General features: G+C 58.4%; 17 protein-coding genes. 11 read left to right on the top strand and 6 right to left on the bottom strand.

Annotated features, from left to right (window positions below):
* Positions 1–4: 4 nt before the first annotated feature.
* The gene (locus tag ACR0AH_RS14355; protein WP_480592457.1) at positions 5–862 is read right to left on the bottom strand and encodes an HpcH/HpaI aldolase/citrate lyase family protein; all 858 of its coding nucleotides are present in this window, start codon (positions 860–862) and stop codon (positions 5–7) included.
* A 175-nt stretch (positions 863–1037) separates the two neighbouring features.
* On the opposite strand from ACR0AH_RS14355, the gene ACR0AH_RS14350 reads away from it, so the two are divergent.
* On the top strand, positions 1038–1337 hold the full coding sequence (locus tag ACR0AH_RS14350; protein ID WP_170513929.1) for a hypothetical protein: 300 nt from the start codon (positions 1038–1040) through the stop codon (positions 1335–1337).
* Here the strand turns inward: ACR0AH_RS14350 and ACR0AH_RS14345 are convergent.
* On the bottom strand, positions 1334–2089 hold the full coding sequence (locus tag ACR0AH_RS14345; RefSeq protein ID WP_170395788.1) for a sulfite exporter TauE/SafE family protein: 756 nt from the start codon (positions 2087–2089) through the stop codon (positions 1334–1336). The two genes, ACR0AH_RS14350 and ACR0AH_RS14345, sit on opposite strands and share 4 nt — an antisense overlap.
* Before the next feature lie 161 nt (positions 2090–2250).
* On the opposite strand from ACR0AH_RS14345, the gene mdh reads away from it, so the two are divergent.
* From mdh to ACR0AH_RS14295, 10 genes are all read left to right on the top strand, one after another.
* Positions 2251–3213: a malate dehydrogenase gene (mdh, locus tag ACR0AH_RS14340; protein WP_170353522.1), complete on the top strand. Its 963-nt coding sequence runs from the start codon at positions 2251–2253 to the stop codon at positions 3211–3213.
* Between the two features lie 309 nt (positions 3214–3522).
* Positions 3523–4716 (top strand): ADP-forming succinate--CoA ligase subunit beta, encoded by a 1194-nt coding sequence (gene sucC / locus ACR0AH_RS14335; protein ID WP_480592455.1) that lies wholly within the window; start codon positions 3523–3525, stop codon positions 4714–4716.
* A gap of 4 nt (positions 4717–4720) precedes the next feature.
* Positions 4721–5233 carry a hypothetical protein gene (locus ACR0AH_RS14330; RefSeq protein WP_480592453.1) on the top strand — a complete coding sequence of 171 codons (513 nt, stop codon included), beginning with the start codon at positions 4721–4723 and terminating at the stop codon, positions 5231–5233.
* 15 nt (positions 5234–5248) lie between these two features.
* Positions 5249–6130, top strand: coding sequence for a succinate--CoA ligase subunit alpha (gene sucD, locus ACR0AH_RS14325; protein WP_058278790.1), 882 nt, complete (start codon positions 5249–5251; stop codon positions 6128–6130).
* Between the two features lie 34 nt (positions 6131–6164).
* Positions 6165–6704, top strand: a complete 540-nt coding sequence (locus ACR0AH_RS14320) for a DUF805 domain-containing protein (protein WP_170395785.1) — start codon at positions 6165–6167, stop codon at positions 6702–6704.
* Complete coding sequence (locus ACR0AH_RS14315) at positions 6701–9658, top strand: 2-oxoglutarate dehydrogenase E1 component (RefSeq protein ID WP_170395783.1); 2958 nt, start codon at positions 6701–6703, stop codon at positions 9656–9658. The genes ACR0AH_RS14320 and ACR0AH_RS14315 overlap by 4 nt, the downstream gene beginning before the upstream one ends.
* Before the next feature lie 3 nt (positions 9659–9661).
* A complete protein-coding gene (gene odhB, locus ACR0AH_RS14310; RefSeq protein WP_170408343.1) occupies positions 9662–11182 on the top strand; it encodes a 2-oxoglutarate dehydrogenase complex dihydrolipoyllysine-residue succinyltransferase in 1521 nt (506 codons plus the stop codon).
* A gap of 1 nt (position 11183) precedes the next feature.
* Positions 11184–11453, top strand: coding sequence for a hypothetical protein (locus ACR0AH_RS14305; protein ID WP_170395780.1), 270 nt, complete (start codon positions 11184–11186; stop codon positions 11451–11453).
* Positions 11454–11524: 71 nt separating this feature from the next.
* Positions 11525–12913 (top strand): dihydrolipoyl dehydrogenase, encoded by a 1389-nt coding sequence (lpdA, locus tag ACR0AH_RS14300; RefSeq protein WP_170408344.1) that lies wholly within the window; start codon positions 11525–11527, stop codon positions 12911–12913.
* A gap of 121 nt (positions 12914–13034) precedes the next feature.
* Positions 13035–13343 carry an EthD family reductase gene (locus tag ACR0AH_RS14295; protein ID WP_170513910.1) on the top strand — a complete coding sequence of 103 codons (309 nt, stop codon included), beginning with the start codon at positions 13035–13037 and terminating at the stop codon, positions 13341–13343.
* 17 nt (positions 13344–13360) lie between these two features.
* On the opposite strand, the gene ACR0AH_RS14290 is transcribed toward ACR0AH_RS14295, so the two are convergent.
* The 4 genes from ACR0AH_RS14290 to ACR0AH_RS14275 are packed head-to-tail and all read right to left on the bottom strand — an operon-like array spanning position 13361 to position 16266.
* Positions 13361–13966 carry a pyridoxamine 5'-phosphate oxidase family protein gene (locus ACR0AH_RS14290; RefSeq protein WP_170612867.1) on the bottom strand — a complete coding sequence of 202 codons (606 nt, stop codon included), beginning with the start codon at positions 13964–13966 and terminating at the stop codon, positions 13361–13363.
* Positions 13953–14693, bottom strand: a complete 741-nt coding sequence (locus tag ACR0AH_RS14285) for a lysophospholipid acyltransferase family protein (protein WP_480592451.1) — start codon at positions 14691–14693, stop codon at positions 13953–13955. Before ACR0AH_RS14285 ends, ACR0AH_RS14290 begins: the two co-directional genes overlap by 14 nt.
* A complete protein-coding gene (locus tag ACR0AH_RS14280) occupies positions 14693–15592 on the bottom strand; it encodes an FtsX-like permease family protein (protein WP_170408348.1) in 900 nt (299 codons plus the stop codon). The genes ACR0AH_RS14285 and ACR0AH_RS14280 overlap by 1 nt, the downstream gene beginning before the upstream one ends.
* Positions 15589–16266, bottom strand: coding sequence for a cell division ATP-binding protein FtsE (locus ACR0AH_RS14275; RefSeq protein WP_170423929.1), 678 nt, complete (start codon positions 16264–16266; stop codon positions 15589–15591). Before ACR0AH_RS14275 ends, ACR0AH_RS14280 begins: the two co-directional genes overlap by 4 nt.
* Between the last annotated feature and the right edge of the window lie 130 nt (positions 16267–16396).

The following is a 16396-nucleotide window of genomic DNA, read 5'->3' as shown; positions in this document are numbered from 1 at the left end:
TGGCTTACCCCGCTTGCAAAGCTACTATCGCCTCTGCTTTTGCCAGAGTTTCGCGGGCAGTTACAACGTGTAGGTTTTCAACAATCTTGCCATCGACAACGGCGACCCCCTGCCCCTGCGACTCGGTTTCCTCGAAAGCGGCAATCTGACGGCGAGCCAGATCAATCTCATCCTCGGAAGGGGCAAAGGCGGAGTTTGCGATGTCGACCTGGGCCGGGTGGATCAGGGTTTTGCCATCAAAGCCCATGTCGCGGCCCTGGGCACACTCGGCGGCCAGACCGTCGGTGTCCTTGAAGGCATTGTAGACGCCATCGACGACGATCAGCCCCTCTGCCTTGGCCGCCAACAGGCACAGGCCAAACGAGGTCATCATCGGCAAACGGTCGGGGCGGAAGCGCGTCTGCAGCTCTTTCGCAAGATCGTTGGTCCCCATGACAAAGCCTGCCATCAGCGGATGTGCGGCAATTTCGGCTGCGTTCAGCATCCCGCGCGGCGTCTCCATCATCGCCCAGATCGGCAGGTCTCCGGTGATTGAGGTCAGCGCATCCACATCCGCAGCAGAACTCACCTTTGGTAACAGAACGGCATCCGCATCCATCTCGCGCACGGCTTCGGCATCCGCGCGCCCCCATTCGGTATCAAGCCCGTTGATCCGCACGATCTTGACCCGAGCACCATAGCCTCCGGCGGCCAAAGCCGCCTTGAGGGTCTCGCGCGCGTTCTCTTTCTCATCAGCCGCAACCGCGTCTTCAAGATCAAAGATGATGGCGTCCACCGGCAATGTGCGGGCCTTATCAAGCGCGCGTTCACGCGAGCCGGGGATGTATAGTACCGAGCGATAGGGGCGTTGGCGCGGGTCCACTGGACTCTCCCATTGAAATAATGTTGCGCGGAATGGGGCATTTTTTGACGGAAAGTTCAAGAACAAAATCGCCGCAGCGCAGCATTTCCTGCGCTGCGCAACGTGCGTTGCCTTAACGCGATGTCCTTTTGCCTACGGCACGCTGCTTTGAGGAAGAGCTTTAAAGGGGTGACCAATGAAAACGATTATGCTGAAAATGACGATTGGCTTGGGCATCATGGTACTGGCAGCGCAACAAGTCAGCGCACAGAATTGTGCGCCACGCGAAGACGTGATCAAGCGATTGACAAAGTCATATGGCGAAACCCGACGAGGCATCGGTATTGCGCGTCAGGGAGCGGTGATGGAGGTTTTTGCCTCGGACCAAACCGGCAGCTGGACCATTGTTGTGACCTTGCCGGAAGGTGTGACCTGCCTGATCGCCTCGGGCCAGTCTTATGAAACACTGGCCGAAACGCTGCCGCCCAACACCTAAACCAGCGCATCCCAGATCAGTTTGCTTCCCGTCAGGGTCAGCAAGACATAGGCAATGTTGAAAAACAATCGTTCGGAGAGCATGAAATGCGCCCGGACGCCCAGCCAGGCCCCGAGGATCGCAAACGGGGTCAGCAACAGGTCTGCCAAGGCTGTGTGCCAAGTGAAGAGGCCCAGATAGGCGAAGGGCACGAATTTGACGGCGTTGATTACCCAGAAGACCAGCACGGTCGAGGCTTGAAATTCGGTTTTCGTCAGGCGTTGTGACAGCAGGTACACGGCGGCGGGTGGGCCGCCCGCATGGCTGACAAAGCTGGTGAATCCGGCGATCAGCCCGGCAAACAGGCCCGCCGATGGAGGCAACCGGTTGGCAAAACCCCGCACCCAGCCTCTGGTCTGGGCAACGTGCCAGATCACAAAACCGACCGATATTCCGCCAATCAACAGACGTAGCAGATCGTCATCCGTCGCACGATAAAGCCACGCGCCCAGCGCGATACCGGGTACTGCGCCCAACATCAGAAGGCGCGAATCTGGCCAGCTCCAGCGTTTCCAATACGGCTTTAACGTCGCCAGATCGATCACCATCAGTATCGGCAGCATTAGCGCTAGCGCCTGTCCTGGCGTCAGTATCAGAGCCAGAATCGACGAAGATGCAAACGCCACTCCCGAGCCGAACCCACCTTTCGAGATGCCCGCGAAGATCACCGCCGGGATCGCCACTGCAAAAAACATCAGGTTCATCTCGAACATCAGGCACCCCGGAAATATGCATGATTCACAGGCGGTTTAGCGCAATCGGCGGGGTGGGTGCAAACGGTATGCGGTGGCATGCCGCGCCGCAGAAGGCTTGCGTGACGCCGCTTTTGCGACTAGCACAACCGCGATTTCAAAACCGACCGGAGATATTCCAAATGGCCAGACCTAAGATCGCGCTGATCGGCGCAGGTCAGATCGGCGGCACGCTCGCCCACCTCGCTGCAATGAAAGAACTTGGTGACGTCGTGCTGTTCGACATCGCCGAAGGCACCCCGGAAGGAAAGGCGCTGGACATCGCCGAATCCGGCCCCTCGGAAGGCTTCGACGCCAAGCTGAAAGGCACCCAGTCTTATGAGGATATCGCCGGTGCCGACGTCTGCATCGTCACCGCTGGCGTGCCGCGCAAGCCGGGCATGAGCCGCGACGACTTGCTGGGCATCAACCTGAAGGTCATGAAATCGGTCGGTGAAGGCATCGCCGCAAACGCTCCGGATGCGTTCGTCATCTGCATCACCAACCCGCTGGACGCGATGGTTTGGGCGCTGCGTGAATTCTCGGGCCTGCCGCACAACAAAGTCTGCGGCATGGCGGGCGTTCTGGACTCGGGCCGTTTCGCACACTTCTTGTCGGAAGAGTTCAATGTGTCCATGCGCGACGTCACCGCCTTTGTTCTGGGCGGCCATGGCGACACGATGGTGCCTTCGGTGCGCTACTCGACCGTTGCCGGTATCCCGCTGCCCGATCTGGTAGAGATGGGCTGGACCACGCAGGAAAAACTGGACGCCATCGTTCAGCGCACCCGTGACGGCGGCGCAGAAATCGTTGGCCTGCTGAAGACCGGCTCGGCTTTCTATGCACCGGCGACTTCGGCGATCGAAATGGCCGAAGCCTACCTGAAAGACCAGAAACGCGTTCTGCCCTGTGCTGCCTATTGCAACGGCGAACTGGGTGTCGACGGCATGTATGTCGGCGTGCCTACCGTAATCGGTGCAGGTGGTATCGAGCGCGTCGTCGACATCAAGCTGAACGAAGAAGAACAGGCCGGTTTCGACAATTCGGTCAATGCCGTTAAGGGCCTGATCGAAGCATGCAAGGGCATCGACAGCTCGCTGGCCTAAGTCACGAACCCTAAAACCAATGAACCGGCCCTCTTCACGGGCCGGTTTTCTTTTACACGGTGCCAAGCTGGCTAAAAGATGTTCGCGCAAACGTCGCAAAACTCATCTATGAATGTGTTTTGTGGGCATGATCCTGGATCATCGAATCAATTTCCACGTCCCACAATTTTTGTGATCACACCCCAAAAACCTGTGATCACAAATACTGAAAATCTTCGACAATTTCCCGTGACCTGTCAAAAAACTCTTTAATTTTGGCGCTTAGACACCCCTATAACGGTGTAATCGTAGTCAGACGGGACAATTTCGATGAACATTCACGAATATCAAGCCAAAGCGCTTCTTCGCAGCTATGGCGCTCCGGTCTCCGACGGTCGCGCCGTGTTGCGTGCCGAGGAAGCCAAAACCGCCGCTGGTGAGCTGGACGGACCGCTTTGGGTCGTCAAGGCGCAAATTCACGCAGGCGGTCGTGGCAAGGGATCTTTTAAAGAAACCGACGCCGGTGAAAAAGGCGGTGTCCGTCTAACCAAGTCGGTGGAAGAAGCCGCCGAAGAAGCCAAGAAGATGCTGGGCCGCACGCTGGTCACGCATCAGACCGGCCCCGCAGGCAAGCAGGTCAACCGCATCTATATCGAGGCCGGGTCCGGCATCGAACGCGAGCTGTATCTGGCCCTGCTGGTGGATCGCCAGACCAGCCGCATCTCGTTCGTGTGCTCGACCGAAGGCGGCATGGACATCGAAGAAGTGGCCGCTGCGACGCCCGAGAAAATCCTGTCCTTCTCGGTTGATCCCGCCACTGGTTATCAGCCCTATCACGGCCGCCGCATCGCGTTTTCACTGGGTCTGCAAGGGGCGCAGGTCAAGCAATGCGTCAAACTGATGAGCCAGCTTTACAATGCCTTCGTCGAGAAGGACATGGAGATGCTGGAGATCAACCCGCTGATCGTCTCGGATAAGGGCGACCTAAAAGTACTGGACGCCAAGGTCGGTTTTGATGGCAACGCGGTCTATCGTCACCCAGATATTGCCGAACTGCGCGACACGACCGAGGAAGACCCCAAGGAACTGGAAGCCAGCAAATACGACCTGAACTACATCGCGCTGGACGGTGAGATCGGCTGCATGGTCAACGGTGCCGGTCTGGCGATGGCGACGATGGACATCATCAAGCTGTATGGGGCCGAGCCTGCCAACTTCCTCGATGTGGGTGGCGGTGCCACCAAAGAGAAAGTGACCGAGGCGTTCAAGATCATCACCTCGGACCCGCAGGTCAAAGGCATTCTGGTCAACATCTTCGGCGGCATTATGCGCTGTGATGTGATTGCCGAGGGCGTCGTGGCCGCGGTGAAAGAGGTTGGGTTGCAAGTGCCGCTGGTCGTGCGTCTGGAAGGCACCAATGTTGAGAAGGGCAAAGAGATCATCAACACCTCTGGCCTGGACGTGATCGCGGCGGACAACCTGAAAGACGGTGCCGAGAAGATCGTGAAGGCGGTTAAGGGTTAAGTTCTTGGGCCACGCACTCCGCCTTAATCGTTTCACCCAAGAGGGCGAATCTTTGAAACTTTGGTCAGAATCTGAAGCCTCTGCCGAAGCGGTGAAGCTATATGCCCTCTGTAACTCCCCCTATCCGAGGAGTGAAAGTGACTTGATGAAGGTCGTGCTAAAGGACGTTCTGAATACGGCCTTTCGTTTTGCGGTTCATGCGAGACGTGTGCTTGAGTTCGAAGGCGACACGACATCGCCCGTGGCTCCCACTGGAACTGAAAACTTTCTAGGAAAAAAGTATAGCGAGACTTTCTCGTTCGAGAGAAACCTCCGCAAAGCAATCAGCAAGATCATTCATGCCCGTAAGGTGGCCGTACTAACAGACCGAGGAACGGAGCGTGGCAATGGCGTACTTCAATTCGAAGAAGCCGATATGATCGTTGCTTTCGAAATCAAAAGTGATCGCGGTGAAGAGTTCCATGTATCTCCTCAGGGAGTCGCATGGGGCTACCTTTACCGAGGCCAATTAGCTTAATAGGAGACTCCTAACATGGCAGTCCTCATCGACGAAAATACCAAAGTGATCTGTCAGGGCTTTACGGGCTCGCAGGGCACATTCCACAGCGAACAGGCCATTGCCTATGGCACCAAGATGGTCGGCGGCGTGACCCCCGGCAAAGGCGGGATGACCCATCTTGACCTGCCTGTGTTCAACTCGGTCCACGAGGCAAAGCATGTGACCGAAGCCAATGCCAGCGTGATCTATGTACCGCCGCCCTTTGCGGCTGACTCGATCCTCGAAGCGATTGATGCCGAGATGGAAGTGATCGTCTGCATCACCGAAGGCATCCCGGTTCTGGACATGATGAAGGTGAAGCGCGCGCTGGAAGGCTCGAAATCCCGCCTGATCGGCCCGAACTGCCCCGGTGTCATTACGCCCGACGCCTGCAAGATCGGCATCATGCCCGGCCACATCCACAAGCGCGGCTCGGTCGGCGTTGTGTCCCGTTCGGGCACCCTGACCTATGAGGCCGTCAAGCAGACCACCGATGTGGGTCTGGGCCAGTCCACCTGTGTGGGCATCGGCGGCGACCCGATCAAGGGCACCGAACATATCGACGTGCTGGAATGGTTCTTGGCCGATGACGAGACCGAGAGCATCATCATGATCGGTGAGATCGGTGGCTCGGCCGAGGAAGAAGCCGCCCAGTTCCTGGCGGATGAGGCCAAGAAGGGTCGCAAAAAGCCGACCGCTGGTTTCATCGCAGGCCGCACAGCCCCTCCGGGCCGCCGCATGGGCCACGCGGGCGCAATTGTCGCCGGCGGCAAAGGCGGAGCCGAGGACAAGATCGAAGCCATGCGCTCGGCCGGTATCGTCGTGGCCGAAAGCCCGGCGCAGCTGGGTGAGGCTGTGCTGGAAGCCATCGGTTGACCAGAATTTGACTGCTTTGGGAGGAGCGGTAAACATGACTTTCGGCGAAGCCATTAAAACCTGTTTCTCCAAGTTTTTCACCTTTTCGGGCCGTGCCTCGCGGCCCGAATACTGGTTTTTTTTCCTGTTCATCATGATCTGGAGCATCATTGCCGGGATCATCGACTGGCAGTTCTTCACTCAGGTCGCAGTGACCGAAACCGAAACATCCAAATCCGTCACGGCTACCTCGACAGGCCCGGTCCAAAGCATCGTCAGCCTGATTGTCTTCTTCCCGCATCTGGCCGTCGCGTGGCGGCGGATGCATGATACCGGGCGCAGCGGGCTTTATGCTCTGCTGCCGATCCTGCTGATACTTGGTGCGCTTGCCGTCCTGATCTTTGGCATCGGCCTTGCCAGCCAGTTCCATGGCGGCACGTTGGATATCCTGTTCACCCGCGCAACTCTTCTTATTGTCATTCCGACACTTCTTGTCCTGTTTGTGTCGCCCCTCCTGGTTCTGTGGTGGCTGACCCGCCCCAGCGAACCAGGCACCAACCAATACGGTCCCAACCCATATGAGGTAGCCCAATGACCGAACACTCGCCCAACACCGCCTTTCATGCCTCAAGCTTCATGCAGGGGCATAATGCCGAATATCTGGAGCAGCTTTATGCCCAGTACACCAAGAACCCCGGTGCGGTCGACGCAGCCTGGGTCGAGTTCTTCAAGGCCATGGGCGATGACGCGCCGGATGTGCAGCGCGAGGCCGAGGGCCCTTCGTGGGCGCGCAGCGATTGGCCTCCGATGCCTGCCGATGATCTGACGGGTGCGTTGACTGGCGAGTGGGCCGAGATCGACGCCAAAGCAGCGGGCAACAAAATCAAGGATAAGGCGGCGGCCAAGGGTGTTGAGGTCAGTGATGACCAGATCAAGCGCGCGGTGCTGGACAGCCTGCGGGCGCTGATGCTGATCAGGGCCTATCGTATCCGGGGCCATCTGGCAGCTGATCTGGACCCGCTGGGCATGCGCGCCGCCAGTACGCATCCCGAGCTGGACCCGAAGACTTACGGGTTCACCGATGCTGACATGGATCGACCGATCTTTATTGACAACGTGCTGGGCCTGCAGATGGCCAGCATGCGCCAAATCGTCGAGATCGTGAAGAGGACCTATTGCGGCACCTTCGCGCTGCAATACATGCATATCTCGAACCCGGAAGAGGCAGCGTGGCTGAAGGAACGCATCGAGGGGTTCGGTAAGGAAATCGCCTTCACCAAGGAAGGCCGCAAGGCGATCCTGAACAAGATGGTCGAGGCCGAGGGTTTCGAGAAATTCCTGCATGTGAAATACATGGGCACCAAGCGGTTTGGTCTGGATGGTGGCGAGGCGCTGATCCCTGCGATGGAACAGATCATCAAGCGCGGCGGCGCCTTGGGCCTCAGCGATATCGTCATCGGTATGCCACACCGGGGTCGTCTGAACATTCTGGCCAATGTGATGGGCAAGCCCTATCGCGCGATCTTCAACGAGTTTCAGGGCGGCAGCTTCAAGCCCGAAGACGTGGATGGATCAGGCGACGTGAAATATCACCTCGGCGCGTCAAGCGACCGAGAGTTCGATGGCAATAGCGTTCACCTGTCGCTGACCGCAAACCCCTCGCACCTTGAGGCGGTGAACCCGGTGGTTCTGGGTAAGGTCCGCGCCAAGCAGGACCAGTTGAACGACGAAGACCGCACCAAGGTGATGGGCATCCTCCTGCACGGTGATGCGGCCTTTGCCGGTCAGGGCGTTGTCGCCGAAGGCTTTGGCCTGTCGGGCCTGAAGGGGCACAAGACCGGCGGCACCATGCATATCGTGGTAAACAACCAGATCGGCTTTACCACCGCGCCACATTTCAGCCGTTCCAGCCCTTATCCCACGGATATCGCGCTGATGGTTGAAGCTCCCATCTTCCACGTGAATGGCGACGACCCCGAGGCGGTGGTGCATGCCGCCAAGGTGGCGACCGAGTTCCGCCAGAAGTTCCACAAGGACGTGGTGCTGGATATTTTCTGCTATCGCCGGTTTGGTCATAACGAGGGCGACGAGCCCATGTTCACCAACCCGATCATGTACAAGAAGATCAAGACGCATAAGACCACGTTGTCGTTGTATACCGAGCGCCTTGTCAGGGACGGGCTTATCCCCGAAGGCGAGATTGAAGACATGAAGGCGGCCTTTCAGGCACATCTGAATGAGGAGTTTGATGCCGGGAAAGACTACAAGCCAAACAAAGCCGACTGGCTGGATGGGCGCTGGTCGCATCTGGACAAGCACAAAGACGAATACATGCGCGGTGAAACCGCAATTACACCAGAGACGCTGGCCGAGATCGGCACCGCTCTGACCAGCGCCCCCGAAGGTTTTGCGATGCACAAAACCGTGGGCCGGTTGCAGGACCACAAGAAACAGATGTTCGAAAACGGAACCGGCTTTGACTGGGCAACGGGCGAGGCTCTGGCGTTTGGCTCTCTGCTGACCGAAGGCTACCCTGTACGTTTGGCCGGACAGGACGCGACGCGTGGCACATTCAGCCAACGCCATTCCGGATTTGTCCATCAGGAAACCGAGGAACGGTATTACCCGCTGAACAATATCCGCAAGGGCCAATCACATTATGACGTGATTGACTCGATGCTGTCCGAATACGCGGTGCTTGGGTTCGAGTATGGCTATTCACTGGCCGAGCCCAACGCGCTTGTTCTCTGGGAGGCACAGTTTGGCGATTTCGCCAATGGGGCACAGATAATGTTCGATCAGTTCATCAGTTCGGGTGAATCGAAGTGGCTGCGGATGTCTGGTCTGGTCACGCTGCTGCCGCATGGGTTCGAAGGGCAAGGCCCAGAGCACTCATCCGCACGGCTTGAGCGGTTTCTGCAAATGTGCGGTCAGGACAACTGGATCGTGGCGAACTGCACAACGCCTGCGAACTATTTCCACATCCTGCGCCGTCAATTGCACCGGACCTTCCGCAAGCCGCTTATCCTGGTGACGCCGAAGTCGCTGCTGCGCCATAAGCTGGCTGTCAGCAAGGCCGAGGAATTCACTACAGGCTCGAGCTTCCATAGGGTGCTGTGGGATGATGCTCAACAGGGCAACTCGGACACTAAACTGGTGGCAGATGACAAGATCAAGCGGGTCGTCATGTGCTCGGGCAAGGTCTATTTTGATCTGCTTGAGGAACGCGATGCGCGCGGCATCGACGACATCTACTTAATGCGGATCGAGCAATACTATCCTTTCCCTGCGCATTCGCTAATCAACGAGCTTGAGCGCTTCAAGGGGGCCGAGATGGTCTGGTGTCAGGAAGAACCCAAGAACCAGGGGGCCTGGACCTTTATTGAGCCCAATATCGAATGGGTTCTGACCCGCATTGGCGCAAAACACACCCGTCCGGTCTATGCCGGTCGCGCAACTTCGGCCTCGCCCGCGACGGGTCTGGCCAGCCAACACAAAGCCCAACAAGAAGCGCTGGTGAACGAAGCGCTGAGCATTGAAGGAAAGTAAACGATGACGATTGAAGTTCGTGTTCCCACGCTGGGCGAGTCTGTCACCGAAGCCACCGTTGCGACATGGTTCAAAAAACCCGGCGATGCAGTCGCCGTAGATGAGATGCTATGTGAACTTGAGACCGACAAGGTCACGGTCGAGGTGCCCTCACCCGCTGCTGGCGTGATGGGTGAGATCGTTGCAGCCGAAGGTGAGACCGTGGGCGTCGATGCCCTGCTTGCCACGATAGCGGCGGGCGAAGGGGCTGCGCCTGCTCCGGCAGCGGCGGCCCCGGCCCCGGCCCCGGCGGCAGCGGCACCCGCAGCATCAGGCGGCAGTGTAGATGTGATGGTGCCGACATTGGGTGAATCCGTCACCGAGGCTACAGTCTCGACATGGTTCAAACAGGTCGGCGACAGCGTTGCACAGGATGAAATGCTGTGCGAATTGGAAACCGACAAGGTCTCGGTCGAGGTCCCTGCCCCGGCGGCAGGCGTTCTGGCTGAAATCGTTGCGCCTGAAGGCAGCACGGTCGATGCTTCTGCCAAATTGGCGGTGATCTCGGGCGCAGCCGCAGGTGCAGCAGCGGCTCCGGTGGCGGCCGTCGCCGCTCCGGCTGCAGCCAGCACAGGTAAAGACGTGTCCAACGCTCCATCGGCTGAGAAAGCGATGGCCGAAGCCGGTCTGTCTGCGGATCAGGTCACTGGCACCGGACGCGATGGTCGTATCATGAAAGAAGACGTGGCAAAGGCAGTTGCAGCAGCTACGGCCCCAGCGCCTGCGGCGGCTGTGCCCGCCCCCGCTGCCCAAACTCCGCGCGCGCCTGTGGCTGCCGAGGATGCGAGCCGCGAAGAGCGCGTGCGCATGACCCGTCTGCGCCAGACCATCGCCAAGCGCCTGAAGGACGCGCAGAACACCGCCGCGATCCTGACCACCTATAACGAGGTGGACATGACCGAGGTGATGGCCCTGCGCAACCAGTACAAGGACCAGTTCGAGAAGAAGCATGGCGTACGTCTGGGCTTTATGTCCTTTTTCACCAAGGCCTGCTGTCATGCGCTGAAAGAAGTGCCCGAAGTGAATGCCGAGATCGACGGCAATGACATCGTCTACAAGAACTTCGTGCATATGGGTGTGGCCGCAGGTACGCCGCAAGGGCTGGTGGTTCCAGTCATCCGGGATGCGGACTCGATGTCTTTCGCAGCGATCGAGAAAGCCATCGCCGAAAAGGGCAAGCGCGCCCGTGATGGTAAACTCTCGATGGCGGAAATGCAGGGCGGCACTTTCACGATCTCGAACGGAGGCGTCTACGGCTCGCTGATGTCTTCACCGATCCTGAACCCGCCGCAATCGGGCATTCTGGGCATGCACAAGATCCAGGATCGTCCCATGGTCATCAATGGTGAGATCAAAATCCGCCCGATGATGTATCTGGCGCTGTCCTATGATCACCGTATTGTGGACGGCAAGGGTGCTGTGACATTCCTTGTCCGCGTAAAAGAGGCGCTGGAAGACCCGCGTCGCCTGCTGATGGATCTTTAAGATGGCGACTCATGTACTGTGGCAAGCCGATGTGGCCGATTTCGATGCCTGGCTGAAAGTGTTCCGCGAGGATCAACCGATGCGCAAGGCCGCGGGTATCCGCGACCTGCATGTCTGGCGCGATCCAGATCAGCGGGATCATGCGATAGCGATGTTCGAGGTTATGAATCTGGATAAGGCCAAAGCCTTTTTTGGGTCCGAAGAACTGGCGATGCACCACGAACGCGGCGGCATTGCGCATATATCAATCAAGCTGCTGGAACCCGTTTGAAATATAGGTACCCGACCCACCACACCGGATCGGGACGCTGCCGGATCACCCGGTCGATTTAGGAGAATGTAATGGCAAATTATGACGTCATCGTAATCGGCGCCGGACCCGGCGGCTATGTCTGCGCCATCCGTTGCGCCCAACTGGGCCTTAAAACCGCAGTTGTCGAGGGGCGCGAGACGCTGGGTGGGACTTGCCTGAACGTGGGCTGCATCCCCTCGAAAGCATTGTTGCATGCCAGCCATCAGTTGCACGAAGCCGAACACAACTTTGCAAAGATGGGTTTGAAGGGGAAGTCACCTTCGGTCGATTGGAAGCAGATGCAGGCCTACAAGGACGAGGTCATCGATGGCAACACCAAGGGCATCGAGTTTCTGTTCAAGAAGAACAAGATCGATTGGCTGAAAGGCTGGGGCTCAATCCCTGCTGCGGGCAAGGTCAAGGTTGGTGATGAGGTCCATGAGACCAAGAACATCATTATCGCGTCGGGTTCTGAGCCGTCAGCGCTGCCCGGCGTCGAGGTTGACGAAAAGGTCGTAGTGACTTCGACTGGCGCGTTGTCTCTGGGCAAAGTTCCCAAGAAAATGATTGTGATCGGTGCCGGTGTGATCGGGCTTGAATTGGGCTCAGTCTACAGCCGTTTGGGCGCAGAGGTGACGGTGATCGAATTCCTCAAGGAAATCACGCCGGGTATGGACCCCGAGGTTCAAAAGACTTTCCAGCGCATCCTGAAGAAACAGGGTTTGAAGTTCGTCATGGGCGCTGCGGTGCAAAAGACCGAAGCCACCAAGACCAAAGCCAAGGTAACGTACAAGCTGCTCAAGGATGACAGCGAGCACGTCATCGATGCTGATGCCGTGCTGGTGGCCACCGGGCGCAAGCCCTATTCGGAGGGTCTGGGGCTGGATGCTTTAGGCGTCGAGATGACCCCGCGCGGCCAGATCAAGGTCGGCAGTGATTGGCAGACCAACGTGCCGGGCATCTACGCCATCGGCGACGTGACCGAAGGCCCGATGCTGGCCCACAAGGCTGAAGACGAGGGCATGGCCGCAGCCGAGCAGGTTGCAGGCAAGCATGGTCATGTGAACTATGGTGTCATTCCGGGGGTCATCTACACTTGGCCCGAGGTGGCCAATGTGGGTGAGACCGAAGCGACACTCAAAGAACAGGGCCGCGCCTACAAGGTCGGCAAGTTCATGTTCATGGGCAATGGCCGGGCCAAGGCGAATTTCGCAGCCGACGGGTTCGTCAAGATTCTGGCAGACAAAGAAACCGATCGCATTCTGGGCGCGCATATCATCGGCCCCGCGGCCGGAGACCTGATCCACGAGGTTTGCGTCGCCATGGAATTCGGCGCATCAGCCGAAGATCTGGCCCTGACCTGTCACGCTCACCCGACCTATTCCGAAGCAGTGCGCGAGGCAGCGCTCGCCTGTGGTGACGGGCCAATTCATAGCTGACCAAACCTGAGCAGGTCCTCTACCTAGTCTCCTTGAGCGGCACCCCGTGTCGCTCAAAACCATTTGCGGCAGGTGATCAGACGCGGTTTACTGACTCCATTGCTTTTGGAAAGGAAGTCAGATGAGCGTCAGTTTACAGGTGATCTATCCCATAGGTACAGAAACACATTTCGATTTCGACTATTATGTCGACACACATCTTCCGCTTGTCGGCGAGCACATGGGGTCACATATCGAACGTACGGTCGTAACCAAAGGCATTGCGGGAGGCCCTGAAGCGCCAGCAGGTCATTACGCGATCGCAACGATCATGTTTGAAGATCAGGACGCCATGAACGACGCTATGTCAAAGGCAGGCCCTGTCCTGGCCGATCTGCCAAACTTCACCAATGTCAAACCGCAGATGCTGATCGGTGAGGTGATCGGCTGAATCAGAGCCATCCTTGCCTACCACATGGTTTTAGCGGCGCGGGCACCCCATTCCTGATCATATTGCGCGCCGCCTTCCTCTCCTGACGTCATTTCCGACAATATCTCGCCAGCCGTCGGCAGGCCCTCGCTTTCATCGTGGCCACTCCAGGTTCTGGCCCGGATCAGGGCGCGCGCGCATTGTGTGTAAATCTCGGATATCTCGATTACGATGACGGTTGCGGGGCGTTTTCCGTGTTTTTCGAACCGGGCGCGCAGGGCTTCATCAGCAGTCAGTTGAGCGTTCCCATTTACCCGAACCACATTGTTCGAACCGGGCACCATGAACAACAATGAGACGCGTGGATCGAGTACGATATTTCGCAGGGAATCCAAGCGGTTGTTTCCCCGCCAATCCGGCAGTGCCAGGGTGCCTTGGTCCAGTTCCAACACAACTGGCCCTTCATCTCCACGCGGGCTGCCATCGACACCTTCGGAGCCGACGGTGCTGAGGATACACAAGCGTGAGGCCATAATCCATTTGCGGTAGAGCGGAGTTAGCCGCCGCGCCACTTTGCGTATGGAGGCTGCGCCGGGCGTGCCATACAGAGCCTCAAGGGCAGTGATATCCTTAACGAATTCCATCCAGGTCAAACCCCACTTCTCGCATCAGTTCGTTGGACCGTGTCTCAATAACGTTTTCCAGCCGTTCCAGAAAGTCATTCCGCGCAACGCCGGGTTCGATTGGATTTAGGAAATCGACAATCGCCGTGCCGGGCTTGCGCATGACACCGGTTCTGGGCCAGAAGACGCCCGCATTTGTGGCAACGGGTACGCACGGGAACCCGAGCCCTTCATACAGAACCGCCGTTCCAACCTTGTAGGGCTTGTGCACCCCAGGCGCGACGCGCGTACCTTGCGGGTAGATCACCAACTGACCGGGTTCGCTGAACTCGCGGGCGACATCCTTGACCATCTTCGCAACCGCCGCCCCGCGTTTGCCGCGATTGACCGGGATACATCCCAGACGGCGCGCATACATTCCGATGACCGGCGTCCACAGAAGCTCTCGCTTCATGATGAATTTGCCGTGTGGGATGGCGTCGAAGATTATGATGATGTCCAGAAACGACTGGTGCTTGGCGCCGATCACAACCTCGCCATGTGGGACTTCTCCGCGCACTTCGCAGCGAATACCAACCATCCAGCGGGCCAACCACTTGGTTGTGCGCGCATAGGTTTTGCATGCTCGCAATGCGCCACGCTTGGCGAACAGCGCATAGGGGGCAAAGACAAGCCCCAGTACCAGCATCCAGGCATAGATGGTGATCATGAAGATCAGCGACCGGACCCATTGAATAGCCATGAACATCACGAAAGCTCCTTCAACTTGCGCTGCGCGGCTGACCATGTGGCCAGAAACGCAACGGCCGCGCCCAATACCGGGATCAGCACGGGCAGGATCCAACCGATACCCTGAAACCCAAGGCCAGTGAGAAAACCACCCGCATCCGAGGCTTCGGGGAGCAACAATACACCCGTCATACCCAGCAAAGTGCCAACTGCTGCTCCAAACAGCGCCCGGAACGTAAAGCGGCGCACGAACGCTCCGGCGATGAACCGGTCCCGCGCGCCGACCTGACGCAGAACCTCGATTATCTGCGCGTTGGCGGCAAGCGAGGCGTTGGCGGCAAGCGTGATCATGGCGGCAGTGGCGCCACCGATCAGCAGGATCGAAATCCAGCCCAGACGCCGCAGTGAATTGGCCGCATCAACCAATGGTTCGCGCCAGCGAGTGTGATCATCCAGCACTGCGCCCGGCACCTCAGCCCCTAGCCGCAGCCGCAGGCCAGCCGCATCAAGACCCGGCTCACCTTCGATAATCTCTATAAGCTGCGGAATTGGTAAAGTGTCCAGAGGCAAGTCCGGTCCGAACCAGGGTGACAGCAGTGTGGCCTGCTCTTCGCTCGTCAACGCGCGAGCCGAAGCCACACCCGGCGTTTGCTGGAGGACATTCAAAGCAGCCTCGGTTTGCGCCGCACGTTGATCTGCAGGGGCATTGATCCGCAAGGTCGCTGCCCCCGCCAACTCTGAAGCCCAACGATCCGCCACACGGCCCGAGGCTAACGAAAGAGCCAGCGCAAAAACCGCCAGAAAGGCCATTGCACCAGACACGAACAGGGTCAATTGCGCGGTAAAGCCCGTGGGTGGCACCACCCGGTCGGCGCGGCTGTCACGGCGCAGCAAATTGCGGATCGTGCCCTTGCTCATAGATCCGCCCCCGCAAGCTGCACCCGGCGCTGCGCGATACGCAGAACGCGAGCCTGAACCTGGCTTTTGGCGGCGCGGATCAGGCTTAGGTCATGGGTGGCGATCAGCACGGTTTTTCCCATCCTGTTCAATTCGACCAGCAGGCGCAGAAGTCGTTGCGACATCTCCCAGTCCACATTGCCGGTGGGCTCATCCGCAAGCACCACATCGGGCGATAGGATGACTGCGCGGGCCAATGCGGCACGCTGGCGTTCGCCCCCCGATAGTTCAGGCGGGTGCGCCTCAAGCCTGCTGCCAAGCCCGACCCAGCCCAGCAGTTCGGTCAGATCGTCCTGCTGCCCATTTTCAGAGCGCCCCGAGACCATCAGCGGCAACGCGACATTCTCGGCCAGCGTCATGTGATCCAAAAATCGGCAATCCTGATGCACCACGCCAATTCGGCGGCGCAGCAGCGCCATCTGATCGCGGTCCATGCGGGCGATATCCTCACCAAAGGCCATCAACCTGCCCGAGGTTGGCAACAACGCGCCATAACAGAGTTTCAGCAATGTGGTCTTGCCCGCACCCGAAGGCCCGGTCAGAAAGTGGAACGATCCGGGCTGTAATTGCAGCGAAACATCGCTTAGCAACTCACCACCGCCGTAGGTATAGCTGATATTCTCCAGCTCGATCACGCCTGCCCCCTTTATTCTGCTCACCTCTTGCCCGAGCGCAGCGGTGGATTCAATGCCTTGGGCGGGGCCAATTGGCGACACTTGGCCCGCGAAACCGAAAACACGCTTTGCTGTTGGGTCTTAACGGAAT

The sequence above is a fragment of the Ruegeria sp. AM5 genome (genome assembly GCF_056540645.1).
The sequence above is the reverse complement of the archived record's forward strand: the minus strand, read 5'-3'. Positions and strand labels throughout refer to the sequence as shown.